Genomic DNA, 23,084 nt, shown 5'->3' on the forward strand with positions numbered 1-23,084 from the left:
GTAAAACCGACAGCGAGGAAGCCGCAGGCGGGGAAATTTTTGGGACAGCCGGCTTTGCGCAAACCGCGTCGACGTGCCAACGAGCGTCAAAAGCAACCACCGCAGAGGCGTGAGACATGACTCCTTTGGCAACATTCCCCTGTTCGTAGTCGACCTGACACGACAAGAAATGACCCTATATTAGTCATTATACGAGACCATGTAACGAGCTTTGCAGGCTTCTGCTCATATACGTGAAGCAATATGGCTCGCGTCGCCCGCCATTCGATAGCACCAATTTGGCTATCTACGGTTAAGGCATCTTTGAGGACTTGGCGCGGCGATAGAGATGCCATCCACTCTCGCCTACCGGGGTTTGAGGCGAGAGTTGGAACTGTATTTCTGTCTTCTCTATGTCGCATGTTCGAACCGGAAAAGCGCAAGCGACTTTTCCTGAACATGCTCCGAGTTGCCGTCAGGTCGCGATGACCCGGCGGCGGTATTCGCTGGCGGCGTAGACCGCGAGCACGGCGAAGATCAGGCCGCCGGCCAGTTGTACCCAGTCAATGCTGGCGAACAGGCTCTGGAGCAGGAGGCCGACATCGACCGGCCCTGCCGAGAGGAAGGCGGCCTGCATCGCGTCGCGGTCGGGGCCGAAGTCCGCCCGCTGGCGGATGAAGGTAAGGAAGTAGCCCGCCCTGGGGCCGGTATCGGAAAAGAAGAGATTCTCCAGCAGACCGATCAGCCCGGGGATGAGGAGGGCTAGCGGGATGCTCCAGCGGCGGAAGACGGTGGAGAGCGCGCCGACCCAGGCGTAGAACGGGGCGTACCAGAGCAGCGCCAGCGCCAGGTAGACGAGGGCGAAGAACCCGATGCGGAGCGAGGAGGCAATGACCTCGAAGGCGCTCGGCACGATCAGGCGAGGCATGGCGACGACCGCCAGCATGGTGTGGAAGTAGAGCACGACGCCGGTCACCAGCACGGCGAGGAAGATGAGGGCGGGGAAGATGGTCATCCCGGCGAGCATCTTGGATGAGAGCACCTTGAAATCGGTCACCGGCATCGATTTCCAGAAGGACATGGAATTGTTCCGCCGGTCGGCGCTGAAGGCGTCGGCGTAGTAGAAAAACAGCGCCACCATCAGGTAGAAGAGCCACAGGGCGGCGATGAAGGCGAAGCCGATTTCGTAGTACTTGAGCGCGGAAGGCACGCCCACCTCGTAGGGCAGGCGCAGCTTGTTGGCGCCGATCGCCGCGGCGATGGCGAGCGTGAAGGTGACGAGCAGGGCAAGCGGCGCATAGAGGAAGGCGCCGCGATGCTCGAGAAATTCGCGCTTGATGAGGGCGACCATGGAATTCATCGACGATCTCCGGGGGCGCGCTGCATCAGCGCCACGAAAAGATCGCTGAGGGTCGGAGTGGAGACGGCGCCGAAGGCTTCGAGCTGCGCGCGATCGACGTTGTCCAACACCATGGCGGTCTGGCCGAAGCGGGTCTCGGCGTAGATCGGGCCGAGGGCGCGGGCGGCCCCGACATTGGCTGGATCGACCAGCACCTGGGCGTATTTGGTGCCGACGGTTTCCATCTGCATGTGAAGGATGAGGTCCCCGTCGCGAATGAACATGATGTCGGAGAGCATGAACTCGATCTCGTCGACCTGGTGGGTGGTGATGAGCAGCGTGCGCTCCTCGGTCATGTAGTCCTCGAGCAGGCGGCGGTAGAAGCGCTTGCGATAGGTGATGTCGAGGCCGAGCGTGGGTTCGTCGAGCACCAGCAGCTTGGCGTCGATGGCCATCACCACGGCAAGGTGGAGCTGGGCGATCATGCCTTTACTCAGGTGCTTGATCTTGGCTTCCATCTTGACGTCGGTGCCTTCGAGGAAGCCGCGGGCCTCGGCCTGATCGAACCTGGGATGAATGTTGGAGATGAGCGCGAAGAGCTCGCGGACCCGGAGGAAGCGCGGCAGGCTGGTGACATCGGAGATGAAGGCGACGTTCTCCATCAGCGCGGCGCGTTTCTGGTACGGATCCTCGCCGAGGACGCGAACGGTGCCTTCGTAGGAGGTGAGGCCGAGGAGCGCATTCAGCGTCGTGGTCTTGCCGGCGCCGTTATGGCCGACCAAGCCATAGATGCGGCCGGCGGGGATATCGAAATCGAGCCCATGCAGGATCTCGGTCTTGCCGAAATGTTTGCGCAGCCCGCGGGCGGAGACAATGGGGGCGAGAGCAGTATCACTCATTTGCTTGGCTTTCCTTCAACAGCTTTGCGGGATCGAGTTCGAGGCCCTTGATCTGGGCGATTATGCGCGGCCAGTCCTCGGCTAAAAATTTGCGCCGCTCGTGGGCGAGCAGCTTTTCGCGCGCCCCGTCGGCAACATACATGCCCATGCCGCAGCGGCTTTCGACCACCCGGTATCGACGAGGCCTTCGAAGGCCTTGGTCACGGTCAGCGGACTAACCGAGAGGTCGGCAGAGATCTGGCACCGAGGGGAGGACTTCACCTTCCTGGGCGGTCTGCTTCAAAATCATCTCGATGATCCTTTGCATCGCTGCAGCAAACCAGTGTCATCGAGGGATTCGAATAATCGCCGCAAAACCATCCTCGCGACCTGGGGCAGGCGACGCAAATTCAAGGCTGCCACCGATCTTCTTGATAGCATATTTAGCGGTCAATAGCCCCTGGCCTGAGCCCGCTGTCAGAGTCGCACCACGCCTACCTCGCCCTCTTATCGCTTCAAGGTCTGGGAGGAGCACCACCGGCCCTGCGTTTACAATGGCGATGGTTTCATCAGCTCGGACGGAAACTGTTATCGGGGTATCCCGCAGTCCATGCGTGAGTGCGTTCTCGAGTAGGGGTTTAAGGACGAGCCAAGCCCATTGGGTCTTGTATGATTTGCGCATCAAAGTGGGGCAGCCGTCGACGTCAAGGATTAGCCGTCCGGCAAACCACGGCTTTTTCAAGAAGTGATCAACGTTGAGCCGAACAAATTGGACAAGATCGACATCGGGGTCGGGTGCGATCGGCGATTCGACCACGAACTTGTACCCGACGCCACGCACTGTCTCTATACGGTTCTGTCCGATCTTTTTGCGGAGCCGGCTAATATAAACCTCCACGGCATTGCTCTCAACTTCCGAACCTAACGACGAGAGTACATCTTCGATCTTCCGCTTCGAAACTGTCTCTAGGCCGGCTCGGATTATAAGGCGGTCGAGAACCGCCCATTCGCGGTCAGCCAGGCGTTTCTCCCGGCCGTCGACTACGAGGCGCCGCTCAGCCGAGTTTATGGACAGCCTGCTGTCATTATATGAGTTCGGGAACTGCCCACGATTACGCGCCACGGCATGAATGCGCGCGGAAAGTTCCCTGGGGTCGAGATGCGGCTTGACCAAATAGCCGGCGGCACCAGCGTTGAGCCCCTCGACGCAGTCCGAAAGCTGATGGCGAGCTGCCACGATCATGACCGGTGTCAAATCAGACCGCTTCCTCATCTCCCGCAGGTAGTCGATGCCGTTACCGTCTGGCAGGTCATTTGCGAGCAGAACAAGTTCGTGGGAGGCCACAGCGTGATACCGCGCTTCGGGCAGGTCCTTGACCCATTCGAGCGCGTGGCTATAGGCCATCGCAAATTCGCGTACAACGCTGTAAAAGTCCTCGTCGTCGTCAATGAGCAGTAGTCGCGTCAGGTGTGCCGAGCTCCAGTTCGAGGGCAGGTTCTTGCCTTATTGACAGAACCTGACGATAAGCTGAACGCTCGTGGCGCAAATATCCGGGGGCTTTCATGTTGCCCTATGACGAGCTTTTCCGGCAGGAGCGCCTTGGCAGCGAGGTGCCGAAGTTCATCAGTATCGAACTCGGCCATCTTCTTGGTTCGGGAGAAATTCAAGCTGCCGTATCCTCGCCCTTGATGTAGGGAAATGGTCGACACCAGGTCGTAGGCAGGCGATACCGCCGCCGAGCGCCGGTCCGGATAGATCAGCGACCAGTTCTTCAGGTGCATGTCGCCATTGCCGATTAGCGCACTGAATACGAGGCGCCGGATAAACTCGGCGGCGCCGGCGTCTCCAGCTTCAGTGCCGATCACGCGCGCGATGTTGGCATAGCTCGCGCGCTTGTATTTGTCGTCCGGAAAGACTCCGAAGACCTGGGCGAAGTCCTCGGTGTGAACCGGGCCAGCGACGGAACGGTCGAAGCGGCTGACAGCGAGCGCCGGTCCCCTTCAGCTCGCCAATTCCGTCTGGGATGCCGGCGATTGCATCGAGATTGATCAGGTTGATCACGGGCACCTCCCTGCCGATCATCCCGGCGATCGTCATCGTCGAAAACTCGTTTTCCGGAACGCCGGTGAACTGCTGGGACGGGAGCTTCACGATCCACGATCCGCCCACTCCCTCTGCGGGAATGGTCAAGCCCCCGCCCTCCCGTGCGTTCTCGAACGCGGAGAACTAGAGCTGCACACCGGCAAGCGAAAAGCGCAGCGCATTGGGTTTGGCGTTCTCCGGCAGATCCCCATCGGTGCCAGGCGGAAGGGCTTCACCGGCCGCCGGTGGATCGAGAGTGCTCCGGGCAGGTCGAGGCCCAACACCCAGAGCAGGAAGAACTCACGCTGCTGATTGACCCCTGCCCGCTCGGCGGAGATAGCGGCGCAGGCCACCCTCTGGCAACAGGTTCGAGAAGAATGGCGGTACAACCCGTTGTGTCGGGCGAATGTTGGTAATGAGGCCACCCAGATTGTCCTTGAAGGACAAGCTGAGGGTCGGCCGGTCGGGGTTTTCGACATAGTCTTCCTTGAAGGCAAAGATCGTCCGATTGCCCTGTATCAGCGTGCCGATGGGCTCGCCGTAGAGCCGCACGCCGAGAACCGCGACGTCAGGCATCGCCATCTCCACCGTCGAGTGAGTAGGCCGGCTTCGGTTCGGTGCTTACTCTATGGGCGATGGAATGGCGCTGCTGCAGGTTTTGCGCGATGGCGCGGACAACGGGTGCCGCCTGTCGGGTCGGCTGATCGCGCTCAAGGCGGGTGATTAGCTCGCGCACGAGCTGCATCTCCTGATCGCTCAGGTTCACCCGTCATTGTGAGCTTCACTGCTTAAGTTCTGCACAGTGTCACCGATCGCGTCGGAGGTTGATCCGGTGATTACGGGGTAGGCTCGTTGTCGCATTCGCGACGATGTCTGACATCTGGCACAGCGCTGCCAGAGCGATCGCATTGTTCGGTAAGGATTTTCCCAGTTGGCACGAGGGTTGCGGTCCTCTGCGCAAAAGCACTGCGACGCCGCACCGACTGGGAAGAACTCATCCATGATCACGCTTTTCGAACATGCGGGCGCCCCCGCCAACACTCAGAGCACCCGAGCAGACGGAAGCCATTGCGCTTTCATTCGTCCGGTTGTCCGGCCATGAGCGAATTCGATTTCCGTCCAACGCTGAATGCACCCGACGATGACCCCCATCTCTGGCTTGAAGATGTAGAAGGCGAACGGGCACTTGCGTGGACCGCCAGCCAGTCGGCAAAGACCCTGAAGAACTTCGCGGGAACGCAGTTCGAGCGCGACCGGGCGGCACTTTCAGCGATTTTCGACCGTCCCGACAGGATTCCCCTAGTCACGCGCCGCGGTCAGTATCTCTACAATTTCTGGCAAGATGCCGGAAATCCGCGCGGGCTGTGGCGCCGGACCACCCTTGCCGCCTACATGAAGACTGATCCCCAGTGGGAGCTGCTGATCGATCTGGACGCCCTCGCCGCTAGCGACGGAGAAGATTGGGTCTGGGGCAGCGCATCGATCGAGCCGGAGAGACGGGAAAGAGCCATTCTGCGCCTGTCGCGCGGCGGCAGCGACGCGGTCGTGCATCGCGAATTCGACTTGAGCTCTCTGAGCTTTGTCGCCGACGGGTTCAATCTCCCGGAGGCCAAGGGCAACATTGACTGGCTCGACCCCAAAACGCTTCTGCTTTCCAGTGCGCTTGGTCATGGCATGGCCACCCGCTCCGGGTACGCGCGCACCGTGCGACTGTGGAACCGTGGCGCGGATCCCCTCACCGCGCGGGTAATCTTCGAGACGGGTTCCGAAACCCTCGTTGTGTCTGGCCATCTGGACCGTACCGCCAAGAGCGAGCGCCTGTGGTTCGTCGAGCAGCTGGCTTGGCTCGACAAAATAGTCCGCATTGGCGATAGAAGCGGGCCGAAGATTGAGATCGGCCTTCCCAAGGACGCCAGATGGAACACCTTCGGCGATTGGCTGGCGGTAAAGCCGCGCAAAGCATGGACGGTTGCCGGGACGACCTATTGCGCCGACGCGCTGCTCGGCATCTCGCTTTCCTCTTTCCTGGCTGGCGAGCGCCGTTTTAGCACTCTGTTCGAACCAGCCGAGAGGCGGGTCCTGCAGTCCTTCTTCTGGAATAACGGGAAGCTCATTGTCGCCTACCTGGCGAACCTCGTTCCTAGATTCGAGATATTCACCCCGGGCCCGCAGGAATGGACGCGCCGAGCCCTGAACAAGTTTCCCGCCGAACGGACTGTTGATCTCTGGTCACTCGATGCGGCAGATCACGAGACCAATGGAGAGATCCTGGTCTGGGCTCAGGATCCGATCACGCCGCCGCAGCTTTCCCTGTTCGATCTCAATGCCCCACCGCCTCTCAGCGTTTCAGTAATCCTGAAGCGCAGCCCGGAGAACTTCGACGCATCCGGACTGGTGGTCACGCGCCACGAGGCGGTCTCGATCGATGGTGAGATGATCCCCTATACGCAGGTCGGTCCGGCTGACGGGAACGGGGATGCCCCGGTTCACCTCACCGCCTATGGCGGGTTCGGCATATCGCTCCTGCCCTCCTACAATTCCTCGCTCGGCAAGCTGTGGCTCGAACGCGGCGGCACGTGTGTGGTGGCGAACATCCGCGGGGGTGGCGAGTTCGGCACCCGTTGGCACGAGGCCGGGCGCAGGGAGGGCAAACGTCTCGCCCATGATGATTTCGCCGCCGTTGCCGCCGACCTGGTGCGAAGGGGCATTACGCTCCCGAGGCGGATTGCCGCCGAGGGCGGCTCAAATGGCGGCCTGCTGATTGCCAACATGCTGACCCGCTATCCTGAGCATTTCGGCGCACTGTTCTGCACAATTCCGCTTGTTGACATGCGCCGTTACACCAAGCTCCTGGCGGGCGCGAGCTGGATCGACGAATATGGCGATCCCGACAAGGCTGACGATTGGGCTTTCCTGAAGGAAATCTCCGCCTATCACGCCGCGACGCCGGGACAGCCCTATCCGCCTGTCCTGCTCGCCACCACGAAGCGCGACGACCGCGTCCACCCGGGCCACGCGCGCAAGATGGCCGCAAAGCTGCAGGCCCTTGGATATTCCGCCTACTTCTACGAGCCCAGCGCGGGGGGGCATGGTTACGGCAAGGACAATCGCGAGCGGGCCGCATTCATTAGTCTTGGCACCAACTTTCTTCGCAGCGCGATCGGCTGGCAGGCCGGTAGCGTTCATAGAGGACAGGGAGCGCGACAAGAGCAAACTACGAATGTGTGAGTACAGGTCGATGGCTGGGACAACGGTACAAATAACGCGTGCACAGTCTGCGCAAAATGCGCGCCAACGCTCAGTCGATCTCAAACAATACAGCAGGACTATTCACAGTGCAGCCTATCATTTCTGAAGAGCAAGGAGACAATGTGGCAACAAAGCGAATGAACGTGGCGCGGGGAGTAACAGCGGCCCTCGTCCTGATGCTGGTGGGGCAGCAGGCCGTCGCGGCGGACCTTGCACGAGCCCCGTGCGTCCCTCCGCCTCCCCCGTGCCCACCTAGGGCAGCAATCTGGCTCCTCGCAGAACCAAGCCCTTGGCAGATCCGCCCGCGCGCGTTGGGGGTCCTCACTGCGGATTCGGGCTACCTTAAATACAGTGCCTATCCCGCTTACTTCTGGGACCAGCGCAGGCGGGCACAGCTACGGCAAGGGCAATCCCGAGCGGGCCGCATTCATTGCCTTGGGCAACAGCGCGATCGGTTGGCAAGCCGATGGCTGATTGGTGCGCCAAACAAGGCAATGTTTCAAAAAAGTGAGCACAGGTCCGTGATTGCGCGAATGCGCAAATAATGACGGCACTGTCTCATGCAAGGTGAGTATGAGAATGCTTCAATACAAATTGAACGAAGGAGATTCTTAGTAGTGCAGTGCGCCATTTCTGAAAAAAAAAGGAGAGAATATCATGGCCAGAACGCGAGTGGGCGTGGTCCAGGGAATAACAGCGGCCGTCATCCTCATGCTGATGGGTCAGCAGGCCGCCGCGGCGGACCTTGTGCAGGCCGCGAGCGTCCTGGAAGTAGGAGTTTTGGCCTCGGACGAAGGAGACTTGGCCTGGGAATGGCCAAGCCCTTGGCAGATCCGCCTCCGTGGGTTGGGGGTCATCACCCAGGATTCGGGCTATGTCAACGGAGTGCCCGGCTCCGATCTTTCCTATTCGCGCAGCGTGGTTCCGGAACTTGATATCACCTACTTCTTCACGGACAACATTGCCACCGAACTCGTACTGGCCACCACGCGTGCCAACGTCTACGGCGAAGGAGTGGTCGGCGGGCTGGGCAACATCGGCACGGTTTGGATTCTGCCGCCCACCCTTACGCTGCAGTATCATTTTACCGATTTCGGAGCCTTCAAGCCCTATGTCGGTGCCGGCGTGAACTACACGATGTTCTTTAACCAGGATGCCGGCAGCGCCGATGCTCTCCAGGTCAAGAACACGTCTGGTGCTGCGCTGCAGGTCGGATTCGACTATATGGTGGACGAGCACTGGGGCATCAACTTTGACGTGAAGAAGCTTTTCCTGAGGCCAGACTTCGACGTCACCGTGGCCGGCGCCAAGCTGACGGGCAAGGCGGAGCTCGATCCCTGGCTGATAGGCGCAGGTCTCACCTACCGTTTCTGAAACAACGGAAGGCGAGGCGGCTTGCTAAGCTGATCTGAAATGAAGGGCGCCTTGTGCGCCCTTTTTTCGGTCGCCCCTGCACGGGAAGAAGCCGTTGTACAGAGGGCGGCCGCCTTCCTCTAGTGGACCAAGAAGCGTACCCTGGTCAACGCGGCCTCGACTAATGCCTGAAATGGAAGTGCCTAGAGACGCGCCTTAGATCAGGATGCAGCGGCCAGACTCTTTGCCGGCATCGGTCTCCCCGACGTTATGTGTGAGATTATGCGCCTGCGCGCACGGACCTCCTCCACGGCGAGAAGATGCCGTGTTCAGCCATGCTGCGAGCTGCCGGTTCTTTACTGGTGCACCGGTTGGCTGGCGCCCCAAAGCGTCCCTCGGCAGCCCAGGGCCGCGCTTCGCCCTGCCCCGCGGCACACACGGTACGGTACCGGGCTCCGGCAATGATGCGGTCTGGGACCTCCTGATAGAGCCTGGCGCCCGAGCGCTGCCCTCACCTCGGTCTCCGCTAACGGTTCGCTTCTGTCTTGCATGTAACGTCGTCCTCGGCTCGCCAATCGCTGCTTTCCCGGGAAGTGGGGGGTGGGCGGCGGGTTGCGGCCGGAAGGGCCGCCGTCCAGGCGAACCGCATCCGGAGGACCGAAACGAAGAGAAGGACCCGAAGCGAGAGCGAAGGGTTGCTGGAAGCCGCGGCGGCCCTAGAAGGGCGCGCCGCCCACCCTGAACCGCTGGGAAAGGCCCACCAGATCAGGTTGCGAGGGTCTGACGACCCGCCCCAGGGCGGGAGCCGAATGGCCGAGACGCCTGAGCTTGCCGCAGAAAAGCGGGCTGGTCCACCGGGAGCGGTGGCTCCGCGAGACGCGCCGGCATCAGTTATGACCGCAGGCTCAACAGAATCACGCACGGATCAGCGTCAAGCACTGCGGTTACGTCGAGAAATTCAATGATGTCGAGACGCCGCTCTCCACCCTCATACTTGGCCACGAAGGATTGCGGCCGGCCAAGCTTCTCAGCCACCTGCGCCTGGGTCATGCCTTTGGCCTTGCGCAGCGATATCAGCTGGGCCAGAAACCGCTGGTGGCGGGGAGATCGAAGTGATTTGGGCATGTAGGCGAACCGGCCAGGTAAAGACCGGCTGAGCCACTAATCCCCGTTCCGGATTATCCCATTTTGGGATATGCTGTCTTGAATCCAGCGATCAAGATGCGAGGTTCGCGGCAGACATGAATGGATCAACGGGAACAGATGGGACTCAAAGCTCAACACTGCGCGACGAGGTCCCTTGGTCGGAGAGCCTCACGAGCTATGACCGGCAGCATTTCAAGCTCTATCTGAGGATTCTCGATGCCTGCGCCGACAATGCCAGCGTAGAGGAAATGGCAGATCTCATCCTCGGCATCGACCCGGCTCTTGAACCAGTGCGCGCCCGCAAGGCTGTTCGCAGCCATATCGACCGCGCGAACTGGATGGTGACGACCGGCTACAAGGAACTGTTCGCCGCTGAATGATCGAGCTGTGCGCTCCGTCATGCCTCGGGCGAACGTAGAAGACCGAGCACGGCTAAGCTGGTCGGCGATTGGTGCATGTTGCCGAGCGCGCGTTCCGGCCTGGCTGCACTTCTTCACGCGTACCATGCCGCAAACCTGATTGAGCCGGGGGACGAGACGGCGAATCCACTTGGTCGCTCGTTGCCAACCCAAACCTCAGATGAAATTCGCTGGAGTGAAGCTGCGCCAGCGAGTTCGACGGTTTTGCTCGTTCCATAAGCGGCCGCTGGGGTTGGAGACCATCCATCCGCCCAAGTGGCGAAAGCACCCTCCCCACCGCGATGGTTGCCGGTCGCATCGAGAACGCCTCGTCAGTTCTGTTTAAGCTTGCGGCCAATTCCCTTTTGAGCTGAGCGAGCCTGTTCGCCCGTCCGTGATGAACCGTGAACTGCCGCTACAACAAGTTTACACAATCTTCATGACCGCCAATCACCCAGGGGTGGTAGGATCCTCACGAAATTCAGGGCGTCGCCGCAACTCCGAGCTAGATCCGTCAAAAGAAGCTGACGCTGGTTGTTCTTGTGACGCCGCACAGCTCACTCGCTGGTGTATCGCACCAAGAAGAGAGTGGAAAATCATGTCTTCACTGTCACTGCAGCGACACCCAATGGCAGCAACGGCAAGATCGGTCCAATTGCTTTCGGCTCATCGGCTGGTCGTCAAAATTGGCTCAGCACTGCTTGTCGATGAAGAGACTGGCGATATACGCAGTGGTTGGCTCGAAACGCTGATAGCGGATGTCGTCCGCCTTTTCGCACGAGGGCAGCAGGTGATCATCGTCACATCCGGTGCTGTCGCGCTTGGATCTGGTCAATTCGACGGCTTGGGCAGACCGCTGCGTATTGAGGAGAAGCAAACGGCGGCCGCGATTGGTCAGGTTCGACTTATGCTTGCCTACGAACGGAGTTTAAAGCGCCACGGTTTCACCTTGGGACAAATGTTATTGACCAGCGAAGATATAGAGAACCAGCACCGCCGCCATAATGCGTGGTCGACCCTTCAACAACTTCTCAAAGTTGGCGCCGTACCCATCATCAACGAGAACGACACGACCGCAACGGCCGAGATCTGCTTTGGCGACAACGACCGCCTGGCGGCACGGGTCGCGCAGATGGTAAACGCCGACGTTCTCATTCTGCTTTCGAACGTAGATGGCCTGTTCACGGAAGACCCACACCACAATCCGTTGGCTCGTCTGGTGACAGAGGTACGATGCATTACCCCCGAGATAGAGGCCATGGCGGGGCATTCCCACGCCAGCCATAGTTCGGGTGGCATGGTGACAAAGTTGATGGCAGCAAGGATAGCCATGGACGCCGGATGCGGCATGCTCATTGCGAGAGGAAACGAACCTTACCCGCTCGCCGCCATCGAGAACGGTGCGCCATCAACGTCCTTTGTGCCGCTCGGTGAAGACAGGGCTACACGCGAGGAACATTGATGAAGTCCTGGCCGCCTGAATAACGCCAGCGACGATCGACTCGCGAGCAGCTTGCAAGGCAATCGGTGCAATGGTTGCCTCATGAGACCCTCCGGGCAGGAATGGCCTGACATCAGAGGCGACTGCGCCCACCGAAACAGCCTGTGCACCAGCATAGAGGGACCAAGCGCACAGGCGCAAATTGGGTTTCTTAGAGAATCGAGGATCGTGACGAGGCTAGCAGCGCTACCGCCTGGTCTTTTGTGCGCACGCCGAGCTTATTCCTGGCATTATCCAAATGGAAAGCCACAGTGCGCGACGTGATGCCCAAGATGCAGGCGGTGTCCGAGGCGGACTTGCCGCGCGCCGCCCACTGCAGGCACTCATATTCACGTGGTGTCAGCAAAATGCCGTCCACCAATCGATTGGCCGAGAGTTTCCGGCGAACATGGATGTGAAAGCACGTTGCCATAAATTGGAGCGCCTGCTCACACCGCTCGGCAACGCGCAGGAAAGCGGATGGCTCACGCGCGGCAAAGGTCATCGCTGCAACACGGCCCCTGCGGTCGACAATCGGGATCGTCAATCCACAGCAGATGCCGAACTCTGCCGCTTCAGCGAACAGCCTTTGCTGAACCTGCGATATCTCAACGCCACGAAAATCCGATTCCCATAGGAAAGGACATTCGGCAAGTCGCGCACGCATGATGACGGGATCTACTCTCTGATACTGGTTCCGCAGATAGTGCGCTGTCCAGGTAGGCGGATAATTCGAGATCAGCTTTGGCTCGCCGGAAGGCTGCAATGGCAGGGATAAATAGGCAAAGGTGAGTAGATCAAGTCCCGAGGCCGCGCTGGCAAGCGCTTCCTGGAAATCTGTTTCGTCGACACTCTCCGATAGCCTTTCCAGGAACGTCTCGAAGACAAGCGGCATGCCCTTTGTCATTGTCCTGACTCAATTCCTCCTGTCTGCTGCGCGCCACCCTGACTGGAGAACCCGGTAAAGCCGGCCCGCATAACCGCGGTAGGTATCGCGGCATTGGCTGGCTAACCGTCCTTGCAGAATGGCGCGAGGCCTGGACGATCTTCGCGCAGACGGTCGCCAATCGGACTCTTCGAACGGGCATCTCGAAGACGCTACAGCATCTTTCCTGCTTTCCTGCGCAATAGTGCAATCCGAGAATCTCCCGGGATGAAAAACATCATCGCCCCCTGCATCTTCAATGGTGACAAGTCATCCTGCGCCATTATTGTCGGCGGCATCGAAAGGCTCATCAATCCAATTGCCGCGTCAACGTCGGTCGGCACGAAGGAGAGGAGAACCGATAGGCGCTCATCCTCATCGTTTTGGGCGCTATGATCCGGAATGTAACGTTGCACCACTTTCTGTTGGTTGGTGGGCAGATCGACTCGAAACATTGGGATGGCTAGAGGTGCCGCTGTTCTCCGTTAAGTTCAAATGCCAATCTATCATCTCAAGCCGGGCCCAACCCAGGCCGGCACTATCGCTCGACACTGCTGCGGCGACATTCCATTGAAGGCTCTGAAGCACTTTGCGAAGTGCGAAGCAGACATGAACCCGCAGGCCATGGCAATGTCGATGATGGGCATCCTCGTGCCTTCGATTAGGCGCTTCGCATGGCCCACGCGAATCCGGAGATAGTGGCGCACCGGCGGAAGTCCGATATGGGAAGCGAACAAGCGTTCCAGCTGGCGCCGCGATACTCCGGCCCGTTGCGCGAGCTCGTCCATTGTCAGTGGGAACTCCACGTTTTCTTCCATGATCCGCATTGCCATCAGGAGTTTGTCGCTCACACCCGCAAAGGCTAGACCCGACGGCCCGGTCTGGCGGTTTGATCCTGAGCGCTGACCTTCGACAATTGCATGGCGGCAGACCTCCTGGGCAATATACCCGCCTGCATGGCTGCCGATCAGGTCGAGCGCCAGGTCGAAGGCTGCAAGTTCTCCTGCGCAGGTTGAATACTGGCCGTCTTTTACAAACAGGGAATCGCTTATGCGGGGCTGGTTGAACACCTCGGCGAAAGCAGCGAGCCGCGACCAGTGTATCGTGCAGCGTGTGCCTGCCAGAAGGCCCGTCCGCGCAAGCAGCCATGTCGCTGTCCCGACCGCCGATATTGGAACCCCACGACGAGCCATCGTTCTCAGAAATCCGTTGAGCTCTGCCGTCAGTTGCCGTTCTACCGGCTCGCCTGTCATGATAGCGAGCTGGTTCGGTCTACGATCGCCCGAGGCCAAGACCAGCTCGTCTATCGCGACATCAACAGCAACCGAAAGGCCATTGGCGCCCTCGACTGGCCGAGCGTCAAGCCCTGCGATTCGCCAACGGAACAGCGGCAGTCTTGAAACAATGTTGGCGATACTGAAAGGTTCGATATAGGCGTGAAGCGCCAGATGCGAGAACCCTGGTAACACCAGAACCACCAAGTCAAACGGTCGATCGGCCCCCGCCGAAATTTTCGGCGTGACCAACGACGTCATTGCGCTGATGTTGGCTGGTGCGTTCACTAGGATCCGTACGTGGCTACCGGCTCACCAAACATGCCGGGTTCCGGTTTGATGCCGAGGCCTGGCCGCTGCGGTACGGCGATGTGACCGTTTTCGATGAGGATCGGATTCTTCGCGTCGAAATGCCCTTCGATATATTCCTGCGCGATCCAGGCGCCCTCAAGACGGCCCGGCTCCACAGTGGCAGCTAAATGCACGCAGGCCGCGGCTATTATGTCGCCGCCCCAGGCGTCGTCGCAGCTGTGCGGGAGTGAGCGGATGGCGCAAAGGTCGCGCACGGTCGTCATTTTCGTGAGGCCGCCCAAGCGCGTGACCTTGAAGCCGAAACCATCCGCAATGCCCAAGGAGATCGCCCGGAGCACGGCATTTTGATCTTCGGTGTTCTCATCCAGATAGATCGGATGCGTCACCCTGCCCTTCAGCATGGCGACTTCATCCATGGTGTTGCAAGGCTGCTCGAAAACGAAGGGGATTGCCTGGCAAAGTCGGTCGAGAAGAATCGCGGCAGCGACAGTGAGGCCCCTGTTGCCATCCACTGCAATACGCGCTTTGTAGCCGACCGCCTCCCAAACCTTGTGAACCGTGGCCACATCCTCTTCGAGATTTCGCCCCGAGATTTTGACCTGCAGGCGTGGATAACCTGACTTCACCTTGTCGGCGGCAATCCTGGCCGTTTCTTCAGGCAGGCCAACAATTAGCGAATAGTAGGCCGGAACACGGTCGCCCAGCGCGCCACCCAGCAGTGTCGAGACCGGCACTCCCAGCCGCTGGCCGAGGAGGTCAAGGAAGGCTATGTCGAACGCTGCCTTGGCATACCCGTGCCCGTTCAATCGCTCGTCCATGCGTTTGGCGAGAAGCCTGATCGAGGCAATTTCGGCGCCCATTAGAGCCGGTGCGATTTCGGCGATCGCTGCGCGGGCACCCAATGCATGATGCGGCTGATAGACCGGTCCGACGGGACAGGTTTCCCCCCAGCCAATTAACCCCTCATTGGTCACAACCTCGACAAGGGTGCTATCAAGCGCGTCGACGTCTCCGCTTGCCATTCGATAAGTGCCGCCTTTCACAGGCAGCTGGATCGTATAGACGTTGATCTGGTCGATGCGCATGAGAATGATTAGAATTCCTCGTTGAGCGCATCGACGGCGGGAATTTCCCTCGAGCGACGATCGATATAAGCGCGCAATTCCTCGTCCTTCGCGACATCGAGCTTAGGCTCTTCATATTCGGCCAGAAGACGGCGCGCATGATCGAGGGCACGTTGCTTGATGTCCTTGGAGCCATCAGCGTACCACTGCTCGATCGAGTTATTGTCGAAGAGTTTCGGAATAAAGAAGGCCTTCTCGAAATTCGCCTGTGTATGCGGATGTCCAAAGTAATGGCCGCCGGGCCCGACATCGCGGACCGCAGCAAGGGCTTCATCAAAGTCGTCCCACTGGATGCCTTGCGTCATGCGATAGCCCATGGCGCAGACTTCGGCGTCGACAACGAACTTTGCGATCGAGCAGTGCATTCCGGCTTCATTCCAGCCAGCCGAATGCCAAATGTAGTTTGCGCCTGACATCAGCACAGCCATCATCGTCATCGCACTTTCATAGCCAGCTTGCGCATCGAAGACCTTGGCGCCGCCGAGCAGGTTCGAGGTACGCCAAGGGACGTTGTAGCGGCGAGCCATCTGGCCGATCATGAAGTTCATGAGCGAAATCTCCGGTGTCCCTGCCATTGGCGCTCCCGATTGCATCGACACCGTCGAGAGGTAATGCCCATAGATCGCAGGGCAGCCCTTGCGCACCACCTGAGTGTAGGCGAGTGCCGAAAGCGCCTCCGCGTTGAGCTGCGCCACTGCCGCCGCGGTCGACGCCGGCGTGTTAGCGCCCCCGAGAACGAAGGGCGAGCACAACACGGGCTGATTGCGTCGGCAGAAAGCACGCATGCCACCCAGCATGACCTGGTCCCACACGAGCGGCGAATTGCCATTGCAGTTTCCAGTGGTCACTGCATGCTTCTCGAGGAAGCCTTCGCCAAAAAGGATCTCGCACATATCGAGCACGTCCTCGGCATTCTTGGGCGAGGTGGTCATGCCCATGAATATCTTGTCGGAGTGCTTCATTGACGAATAGGTGATGTGCAAGTGCCGATGCGCCACAACAATGTCCATCGGCTCGACGATGTGGTGCGCTGACGAATGCAGCGCCGGCATCATGTGCGCCAGCTTGTGGAACGTCCCAAGGTCCGCGATCGTCGGGCCACGCCTGACGTCATCAAGGTCGCGCATGTAAGGCGCGCCGGTCATCGGCACGAAGATGGATTTGTCGCCTCCGAGCTCGACGTTCTTCGCTGGATCCCGCCCGAAGTATTCGACATTGGGGGGAATGGTCTTGATGAGCTCCATGACAAGGCCGCGGTCGAGATGAACGCGATCGTCCGCGCGCACGTCCGCTCCGACTCTCTTCCAGTCCTCAACCGCGATCGGATCGCGAAACACCACGCCTACTTCTTCCAGGATTGCGAGAGAAGCCTGGTGAATGCGTTCAACTTGCTCGGCATCCATCGGCTCTATCACCGGCAGGCCGCGCTTCAGCGTCGGCAACATGTCGACCTTTGGCGCCGTGCGGATAGTCCTCCGCGCTTCCCGCCCTCCTCTGCGAGAGTGTTGTAGTTGAGCAGTCATGCCGGCCTCCAAACAAATGCTGCGGCCGCGTGAGCCGGCCTCAACTATTGCCGGAGCCCGAAGATTTGACCTACTGCAAAAGTCTCACGCGTCTGTTGACTAAAGCGCGGCAGCAGTCGGGCACTTGCATCGGGTGACACGCGTCGGAGGCCAGTTTGGTGGCGGGCAATAGCGGGCGCCGACACTACGTATTCGGTCTGTCTCAAGAGACATTACTTGAACGGGACCGACTTTCCACCCAAGGCAGCATCGCAGGTACGGTCGACGAGGCGCCTCCGAAATAAAGTCAATCGGGAGGCTACTTTTTTGCGCCGACAAGTTTCTGCGGTTCCGTGCTAGCAATTTTTTTGCTTGGTATTGATGGGGACTCGAAGTTGTGACGCTAGGAGCCAACGTTGTATAGACAGGGGGCTGAATTTCGCAGCATGGGGTGGGAAGGAATGAGATTTGCGGGGTCTGCGACAGCCGCCGTAGCAGATTCCGTCGCGAACTCCCAACATCAGTCAGGATATTTCGAGTTCTTCCGAATCGATGATGTAATCCTGACGCGTCACTGAACCTCGCTCAACGTCAAAAGGTAGATTGCTCATCCGACATACGATGGGTGCGAAGGCGTGAGTGCCCGAAGACGCCGCCGAAGGGCGGTTTGAATGGCTTTCAGCCTGCGGCGAGAATTAACCTAATGTTGAGAACGATGTGCTTTACGAACAAAGAGTTCCGCCCGAGCGCTCAGCTCAACTGCAACCCCAAAATCCCAAGGATGCGCTGGCCCAGGCTTTCCGACGTGAACGGCCGCGCGGTGCTTGTGCCCGGGATCGGCGCAAGCTCTCCGACTCGACTTCCAGCCAAACTCCACGGCGCGCTGAAGGGGTTCCAATTCGACCGCTTCGAGATCGTAGTCATTCCATCATACCAAGAATGGCTGGCGACAAGCAAAAATGTCTGCAATTCAACTCTCTTTCCAGCGCCGATTTCTAAGATCAACCAAGAGCTACAAGTGATTCTCGGGGGAAGGGGCATGACAGAGGAACTGGTAGTATTTCGTTCGCTAAAGTCTTTCTCCGGAGCCGGAGTATGGCAAGATCACCGCGACGCCAAAGGCGAGCACCAGTTCGCCGTCAAGAACCTGATCTACGGGTTCAATGGAACAGGCAAGACGACGCTTTCTCGCGCCTTTGCGTCGATCCAGCGCGGCTATCTGGAAGATGGATTGCCCTCCACCACCAGTTTCGAGTTCACGCTTTCGGACGGAACTGCCCTGTCCTCAAAATCCCTGAGCAATCCCTTTGGCCAACGGCTTCTGGTGTTTAATCAGGATTTCATCGAACGCAACTTCAAGTGGGGTGACAGTGTAGCCGAGCCAATCTTCTATCTCAGCGAACAAAGCATCGACAAGAAGGCCGAGTACGACGCTGCGATTTCAGCATTCCAGGCAGCGCAGGCTGACAGCGATGCAGCCAAGTTGGCTGAAGGTAGAGCAACAAAATCGCTGGCCGACTTCAAAACCAGGGTGGCAAAACGCGTTCGAGAGCTCGCCCCTTCGCAGCGCTACTCCCAATCCTTTGATGCAAGAAAGATCGAACCCTCGTATCTTGCGAAAGACTACTCTGCCGTTCCACTGCTGAATCAGCAAGGCCTCAACTCACGCCAGGCGCTTTTGGCATCAGGCGAGGCAAACCCTCCGCTTTCAGAGCTTCCCGCGATCAGTCCCGATCTCGCAGGATGGTGGTCCCGGCAGTTCGTCCTACTATCTTCGACACCCGGCTCCCAGTTGGCTGAAGAATTCCAGATTCACAGCCCCGCTCTAACTTGGGTCAGCGAAGGCCTTCACTACCACGACCAGAACAGGCTCACGAATTGCTTGCTGTGTGGAAATCTCCTCACTGACGAAAGAAAAAGGTTTTTAGCGCAGAATTTTGACAGTCGGTGGAGCGATTTCGTCAAGAATGCGCAGACGGAGCGAGCACAATGTTCCGCGTATACGGAACAACTTCGCGAGCTGTTCCAAGGCGTGCCCAAAGCAATCGAGCTTCAGGCTAGCCTTCTAGCGGAAGGGGAAGGCACGCAGCCAAAACTCAAGGACAATATTGCCGAGTTTGGAAAACTGCTCAACCAGATGGCAAAACTTCTCGATGCCAAGGGCCTGGAACCAGCTTCGGTTCCAGACTTTTCTGGCGGGTTGTCGAGTTCATCGGCGACTGAATGGGTCGCGGAGTTCGACAGGTTACGGGCCGAGTGGAACGATATCATCTCTCGCCATAATCATGAGCACGCCGAGTTTTCTTCACGTCAGGAGCGTGCCTTCCAGGATATACGCGACCACGTGCTTGCCGAGGAGCACGCCGATTGGAAGACGCTCAGCGCGGGTACCACTGATGCCAGCAAAAATTTGGTCACAACGGGCCGAAAGCTGTTGGACGCGCGACAAAAGCGGGACGCACTCAGTGATGTCATGCGGACGCACGGCGCCGGAGCCGACAAACTGAACAAGCTGCTGAAGAGCTACCTCGGGCATGGTGGCATTTCACTGCGCACATCCAACGAGGGTTACCAACTGATCCGCTCCGGTGGTACTCCTGCGACACAGCTGAGCGAAGGTGAGAAGGCAGCACTGGCCTTTTGTTTCTACCTGACGCAGTTTGAGGCAGAGGGACGAAAAAAGAAGGAGTTGATTGCTGTCATCGACGACCCAATCTCTAGCCTCGACACATCGGCCAGGACTCACGCATTCAGCCTGATGAGCCGCATGACGAAAGATTGCCGTCAGGCGGTGGTGCTCACCCACAACATGTCATTCATGAACATGGTGAAGCGAGAATTCACTAAGAACGGCGGCCCAGCGCAGAGCCTATTTCAACTCGAATGCACATCCCAGATGGACGACCCGGACAATCGGGCCACTCGTTTGAGGCCAATGACGAATCTAATCAAGGATTACGACACCGAATACCATTATCTTTTTGAGATCGTGCTGAAGGCCTCGAGAACCGGTGCGTCAGAGTTCCACTACCTGCTTCCGAATGCGACACGGAAGCTCCTGGAAATGTTTACTGCCTTCAGCGCTCCAGATCAAAAGAGCTTTGCTGGTGCACTTGGATCAAGTGGCGTGCAATTGAAAGAAAACGACCCGAAAGCCCTAGAGCGGCTCATCCAAGTTGAGTCTCACGGAACTATGGAAGGGCTATCGTCGCTTCCAGCTCTGACCGTCGAAGAAGCTCTGCGGGCGACCAAGGCCGCCATTGAATTCATCAAGCGGCGCGACGATAAGCATTTCAAAGCCATGTGTCGCGTTTGCCTGGTTCCGGAAGAGACATAGCCTTCCAACAACGTGCTCAAATCTGCCCTTGCTGTGACGTTGCCCCCAGTTTCTATCCAGTTTTGAGTTTGTTTCCGGCGTTGGATTTGCCCTGATGGGCGGTGGAAGCGACGGGCGCTGGCGCGGAGCCTTTCGCATTGCGCAGCGCGAGCGACCGTCGCGGATTGAAGGTCTGTGCAAACTCGTAAACTCGTTCGGCGTCTGCCATCCGATTTGCGAATGAGGCCGCGCGCTGTTGTAGTCGGCGCGCCACAGGGCCAGGGACGCGCGGGTCTGTGGGAGCGAGGTGAACAGCGTCTCGTTCAACAGTTCGTCGCGCAGGCGGCCGTTGAAGCTCTCGATGAAGGCATTCTGCATCGGCTTGCCCGGCGCGATGTAGGGCCATTCCACCCGATGATCCCTCTAGCCGAGGATGGCGTTCGAGGTGAACTCGGTGCCGTAGCACCTACGGAATGAAGGAGCGGCGGCAGCCGGGACAGCGTGCGCGCAGCTTTTCGCTGCAGGCGCGCACCGGTCGAGGCGGCCATGGCCAGTCAAAGTTTCTCTAGAATGTGAATGCTCACAACCCATTCCGGAGAGACCGACCATGACCACTTCAGATTCTACACCCGCCGCTGCGGTGCTGGTGGCGATCGACATTGCCAAGGTGCGCAATGAAGTTCTGATCGAAGCACCAGGCCACAAGCGCCGGCGTCGCCTTTTGGTCCTCAACACCCGTGCTGAGCACGACCATCTGATCGAAGTGCTGCAGGCGTACGGCCGCCCTGTGGTCCGCGCCTTTGAGGCGACCGGGAACTATCACCGGCCGATAGCATGGCGCCTGGGCTGAAGCGGGTTTTGAGGTGCGGCTGGTGTCGTCGCTGGCACTGGCCCGAACACGAGAAGCGTTGCACAATAGCTGGGACAAGAACGATCCAAAGGATGCACAGGTGATCCTGCACATGCTCAGGATCCAGGCGACGCAGGTCTTACCATGATCCGCTGCGGGCCGGCATCAACGACGTGCAGGAACTGTCGAAGACACATGAAGCGATCGCCAGGGCCAAGACCGAGATCCAGAACCGTATCCTGACGCACTACCTGCCGCTGTATTTTCCCGAGATCGATTGCTTCCGGGGTAACATGCGTGTTTCAGAAATTCGCGGACACCCATTCCGCTAATTCGCGGACAGCGATTTCAGTAATTACGGGACAGTGATTCCGCTAATTCCCGGACAGTCTTCGGGGCGGATAACGGTCGGTTCTCGGGAGCGCCGTTCTGGCATTTTGCCCTCTCATCATCGGGTTGAGAGGGGCCATGCCAAGACGGAAGCAAGCGAGACGAACGACAGTGAAAGACCTACGATCAATCCTGCGCCTGACGCATGAGCAGGGCTTCTCGGTGCGAGCGGTGTCGGAACGGCTGAAGATCAGCAAGACTCCGGTTTCGACCTATCTGTTGCGGGCGCGTGAGGCTGGCATCTCGGACTGGCCGCTGCCGCCGGGCTATGACGATGACGTATTGCTTGAGCGGCTTCTGTTTCGCCGGGTTGGCCGTCCGCCGCAGGATCTGGACGAGCCCGATTGGGCGATGATCTCGCGCGAGCTGAAGCGCAAGGGCGTGACGCTGACGTTGTTGTGGCAGGAATACCGCGCGGCGCACCCCGATGGTTATGGCTACACCTGGTTTTGTGACCGGTTCGGCGCTTTCCAGCGCCGGTCGAGCGCAACGTTCCGCAACCGCCACGAGGCGGGCGCGGTGATGCAGACCGACTATGCGGGCCACACCGTGCCCGTTGTCGATCCCGATACTGGCGTCATCTACCAGGCTCAGATCTTCGTTGCAGTGCTGGGCGCCTCGTCCTTCACCTTCGCCCATGCCAGCTTCAGCCAAAAACTGCCGGACTGGATCGAGGGCCAGTGCCGGGCACTCACCTTCTTCGGCGGGGTAACTAAGGCGATCGTCTGCGACAATCTGAAGGCCGGCGTCGCCAAGGCGCTGTGGTTCGAGCCGACGCTCAACCAGACCTTCGCCGCCATGGCCGAACATTACGACACGACGATCCTGCCGACCCGCAGCCGTAAGCCGCGCGACAAGGGCAAGGTCGAGGGCGCGGTGCTGATCGTCGAGCGCTGGGTCCTGGCCCGGCTGCGCAACCGGCGCTTCTTCAGTCTCGGCGATCTCAACGCCGCAATCGCGGGGTTGCTGGAGGATCTGAACAACCGCACCATGCGCCATGTCGGCAAAAGCCGCCGGGAGCTGTTCGAGGAGATCGAACGAACGGCCCTGTCGCCATTGCCGCCGGCGCCGTTCGAATATGCGGAGTGGAAATCGGCGAAGGTGCATCCCGACTACCATGTCGAGATCGACAGGACCTTCTACTCGGTGCCGCACGCGCTGATCGGGCGGCGCGTGGATGTGCGGCTCACCCACCGGGTGGTCGAGCTCTTCCATGATCACAAGCGCGTCGCCAGCCATGTCCGCCGCTCGCAGCGCTGCGGCCATGTCACCGTCAACGAGCACATGCCCAAGGCGCACCAGCGCTATGCCAACACGACGCCGGCGAACCTGATCCGGCAGGCAGCCGAGATCGGCGCCAACACCGCCATCCTGGTCGAGCGGATGATGCGCGACCGTCCCCATCCCGAGCAGGGATACCGCTCCGCGTTTGGCATCCTCTCGCTGGCCCGTCGCTACGAGCGGGATCGGCTCGAGGCAGCCTGCG

At 59.3% G+C, this 23,084-nt stretch carries 17 protein-coding genes and 3 pseudogenes; 7 read left to right on the forward strand and 13 right to left on the reverse strand.

Going from position 1 to position 23,084, the window contains the following annotated elements; all coding sequences use genetic code 11:
* Nucleotides 1–454: 454 nt before the first annotated feature.
* The 6 genes and pseudogenes from NKH71_RS31770 to NKH71_RS31795 all read right to left on the reverse strand — a co-directional run bounded on the left by NKH71_RS31770 (nt 455) and on the right by NKH71_RS31795 (nt 5,024).
* On the reverse strand, nt 455–1,339 hold the full coding sequence (locus tag NKH71_RS31770) for a hypothetical protein (protein WP_352896084.1): 885 nt from the start codon (nt 1,337–1,339) through the stop codon (nt 455–457).
* On the reverse strand, nt 1,336–2,217 hold the full coding sequence (locus tag NKH71_RS31775) for an ABC transporter ATP-binding protein (RefSeq protein ID WP_352896087.1): 882 nt from the start codon (nt 2,215–2,217) through the stop codon (nt 1,336–1,338). Before NKH71_RS31775 ends, NKH71_RS31770 begins: the two co-directional genes overlap by 4 nt.
* Nucleotides 2,210–2,365, reverse strand: a complete 156-nt coding sequence (locus tag NKH71_RS31780) for a hypothetical protein (RefSeq protein WP_352896089.1) — start codon at nt 2,363–2,365, stop codon at nt 2,210–2,212. The genes NKH71_RS31775 and NKH71_RS31780 overlap by 8 nt, the downstream gene beginning before the upstream one ends.
* Nucleotides 2,366–2,542: 177 nt before the next feature.
* Complete coding sequence (locus NKH71_RS31785) at nt 2,543–3,691, reverse strand: ATP-binding response regulator (RefSeq protein ID WP_352896130.1); 1,149 nt, start codon at nt 3,689–3,691, stop codon at nt 2,543–2,545.
* Nucleotides 3,692–3,768: 77 nt separating this feature from the next.
* Nucleotides 3,769–4,855, reverse strand: a pseudogene (locus NKH71_RS31790) (type II toxin-antitoxin system HipA family toxin); the annotation flags it as partial.
* Nucleotides 4,848–5,024 (reverse strand): hypothetical protein, encoded by a 177-nt coding sequence (locus tag NKH71_RS31795; protein ID WP_352896091.1) that lies wholly within the window; start codon nt 5,022–5,024, stop codon nt 4,848–4,850. The pseudogene NKH71_RS31790 and the gene NKH71_RS31795, both read right to left, overlap by 8 nt.
* A gap of 353 nt (nt 5,025–5,377) precedes the next feature.
* Between NKH71_RS31795 and NKH71_RS31800 the strand changes: the two genes are divergently transcribed.
* A complete protein-coding gene (locus tag NKH71_RS31800) occupies nt 5,378–7,507 on the forward strand; it encodes a prolyl oligopeptidase family serine peptidase (RefSeq protein WP_352896094.1) in 2,130 nt (709 codons plus the stop codon).
* A gap of 678 nt (nt 7,508–8,185) precedes the next feature.
* The gene (locus NKH71_RS31805; protein ID WP_352896097.1) at nt 8,186–8,902 is read left to right on the forward strand and encodes an OmpW/AlkL family protein; all 717 of its coding nucleotides are present in this window, start codon (nt 8,186–8,188) and stop codon (nt 8,900–8,902) included.
* An 870-nt stretch (nt 8,903–9,772) separates the two neighbouring features.
* Here NKH71_RS31805 and NKH71_RS31810 read toward each other — a convergent pair.
* Nucleotides 9,773–10,006: a helix-turn-helix domain-containing protein gene (locus NKH71_RS31810; RefSeq protein WP_352896099.1), complete on the reverse strand. Its 234-nt coding sequence runs from the start codon at nt 10,004–10,006 to the stop codon at nt 9,773–9,775.
* A gap of 116 nt (nt 10,007–10,122) precedes the next feature.
* On the opposite strand from NKH71_RS31810, the gene NKH71_RS31815 reads away from it, so the two are divergent.
* A complete protein-coding gene (locus NKH71_RS31815; protein ID WP_352896101.1) occupies nt 10,123–10,407 on the forward strand; it encodes a DNA -binding domain-containing protein in 285 nt (94 codons plus the stop codon).
* 646 nt (nt 10,408–11,053) lie between these two features.
* Complete coding sequence (proB, locus tag NKH71_RS31820; protein WP_352896103.1) at nt 11,054–11,887, forward strand: glutamate 5-kinase; 834 nt, start codon at nt 11,054–11,056, stop codon at nt 11,885–11,887.
* Nucleotides 11,888–12,077: 190 nt separating this feature from the next.
* On the opposite strand, the gene NKH71_RS31825 is transcribed toward proB, so the two are convergent.
* From NKH71_RS31825 to NKH71_RS31845, 5 genes are all read right to left on the reverse strand, one after another.
* Nucleotides 12,078–12,800 (reverse strand): LuxR family transcriptional regulator, encoded by a 723-nt coding sequence (locus NKH71_RS31825; protein WP_502900444.1) that lies wholly within the window; start codon nt 12,798–12,800, stop codon nt 12,078–12,080.
* Between the two features lie 203 nt (nt 12,801–13,003).
* Nucleotides 13,004–13,285 carry a hypothetical protein gene (locus NKH71_RS31830; RefSeq protein ID WP_352896108.1) on the reverse strand — a complete coding sequence of 94 codons (282 nt, stop codon included), beginning with the start codon at nt 13,283–13,285 and terminating at the stop codon, nt 13,004–13,006.
* 51 nt (nt 13,286–13,336) lie between these two features.
* The gene (locus NKH71_RS31835; RefSeq protein WP_352896110.1) at nt 13,337–14,392 is read right to left on the reverse strand and encodes a GlxA family transcriptional regulator; all 1,056 of its coding nucleotides are present in this window, start codon (nt 14,390–14,392) and stop codon (nt 13,337–13,339) included.
* Nucleotides 14,392–15,501 carry a mandelate racemase/muconate lactonizing enzyme family protein gene (locus NKH71_RS31840; RefSeq protein ID WP_352896112.1) on the reverse strand — a complete coding sequence of 370 codons (1,110 nt, stop codon included), beginning with the start codon at nt 15,499–15,501 and terminating at the stop codon, nt 14,392–14,394. Before NKH71_RS31840 ends, NKH71_RS31835 begins: the two co-directional genes overlap by 1 nt.
* Before the next feature lie 8 nt (nt 15,502–15,509).
* Nucleotides 15,510–17,063, reverse strand: a complete 1,554-nt coding sequence (locus tag NKH71_RS31845; RefSeq protein ID WP_352896115.1) for a trimethylamine methyltransferase family protein — start codon at nt 17,061–17,063, stop codon at nt 15,510–15,512.
* Between the two features lie 784 nt (nt 17,064–17,847).
* Here NKH71_RS31845 and NKH71_RS31850 point away from each other — a divergent pair.
* Complete coding sequence (locus tag NKH71_RS31850) at nt 17,848–20,379, forward strand: AAA family ATPase (RefSeq protein ID WP_352896119.1); 2,532 nt, start codon at nt 17,848–17,850, stop codon at nt 20,377–20,379.
* 52 nt (nt 20,380–20,431) lie between these two features.
* On the opposite strand, the pseudogene NKH71_RS31855 reads toward NKH71_RS31850, so the two are convergent.
* Nucleotides 20,432–20,817: pseudogene (locus NKH71_RS31855) on the reverse strand (integrase core domain-containing protein); the annotation flags it as partial.
* Between the two features lie 148 nt (nt 20,818–20,965).
* On the opposite strand from NKH71_RS31855, the pseudogene NKH71_RS31860 reads away from it, so the two are divergent.
* Together NKH71_RS31860 and istA are read left to right on the forward strand one after the other, a co-directional pair.
* A pseudogene (locus NKH71_RS31860) lies at nt 20,966–21,507 on the forward strand (IS110 family transposase); the annotation flags it as partial.
* 169 nt (nt 21,508–21,676) lie between these two features.
* Nucleotides 21,677–23,084 (forward strand): IS21 family transposase (gene istA, locus NKH71_RS31865; protein WP_352896122.1); only part of this gene is annotated, 1,408 nt, incomplete at its 3' end.

Source organism: Mesorhizobium sp. M0983, from assembly GCF_040318975.1.
In the GTDB taxonomy this organism is placed as follows: domain Bacteria; phylum Pseudomonadota; class Alphaproteobacteria; order Rhizobiales; family Rhizobiaceae; genus Mesorhizobium.

Excerpts from the sequence above, each read along its gene's own strand:
- NKH71_RS31770 (WP_352896084.1), bottom strand. The coding sequence starts at position 1,339 with ATGAATTCCATGGTCGCCCTCATCAAGCGCGAATTTCTCGAGCATCGC.
- NKH71_RS31775 (WP_352896087.1), bottom strand. The coding sequence starts at position 2,217 with ATGAGTGATACTGCTCTCGCCCCCATTGTCTCCGCCCGCGGGCTGCGC.
- NKH71_RS31780 (WP_352896089.1), bottom strand. The coding sequence starts at position 2,365 with ATGGGCATGTATGTTGCCGACGGGGCGCGCGAAAAGCTGCTCGCCCAC.
- NKH71_RS31795 (WP_352896091.1), bottom strand. The coding sequence starts at position 5,024 with ATGCAGCTCGTGCGCGAGCTAATCACCCGCCTTGAGCGCGATCAGCCG.
- NKH71_RS31800 (WP_352896094.1), top strand. The coding sequence starts at position 5,378 with ATGAGCGAATTCGATTTCCGTCCAACGCTGAATGCACCCGACGATGAC.
- NKH71_RS31805 (WP_352896097.1), top strand. The coding sequence starts at position 8,186 with ATGGCCAGAACGCGAGTGGGCGTGGTCCAGGGAATAACAGCGGCCGTC.
- NKH71_RS31810 (WP_352896099.1), bottom strand. The coding sequence starts at position 10,006 with ATGCCCAAATCACTTCGATCTCCCCGCCACCAGCGGTTTCTGGCCCAG.
- NKH71_RS31815 (WP_352896101.1), top strand. The coding sequence starts at position 10,123 with ATGAATGGATCAACGGGAACAGATGGGACTCAAAGCTCAACACTGCGC.
- proB (WP_352896103.1), top strand. The coding sequence starts at position 11,054 with ATGGCAGCAACGGCAAGATCGGTCCAATTGCTTTCGGCTCATCGGCTG.
- NKH71_RS31825 (WP_502900444.1), bottom strand. The coding sequence starts at position 12,800 with ATGCCGCTTGTCTTCGAGACGTTCCTGGAAAGGCTATCGGAGAGTGTC.
- NKH71_RS31830 (WP_352896108.1), bottom strand. The coding sequence starts at position 13,285 with ATGTTTCGAGTCGATCTGCCCACCAACCAACAGAAAGTGGTGCAACGT.
- NKH71_RS31840 (WP_352896112.1), bottom strand. The coding sequence starts at position 15,501 with ATGCGCATCGACCAGATCAACGTCTATACGATCCAGCTGCCTGTGAAA.
- NKH71_RS31845 (WP_352896115.1), bottom strand. The coding sequence starts at position 17,063 with ATGACTGCTCAACTACAACACTCTCGCAGAGGAGGGCGGGAAGCGCGG.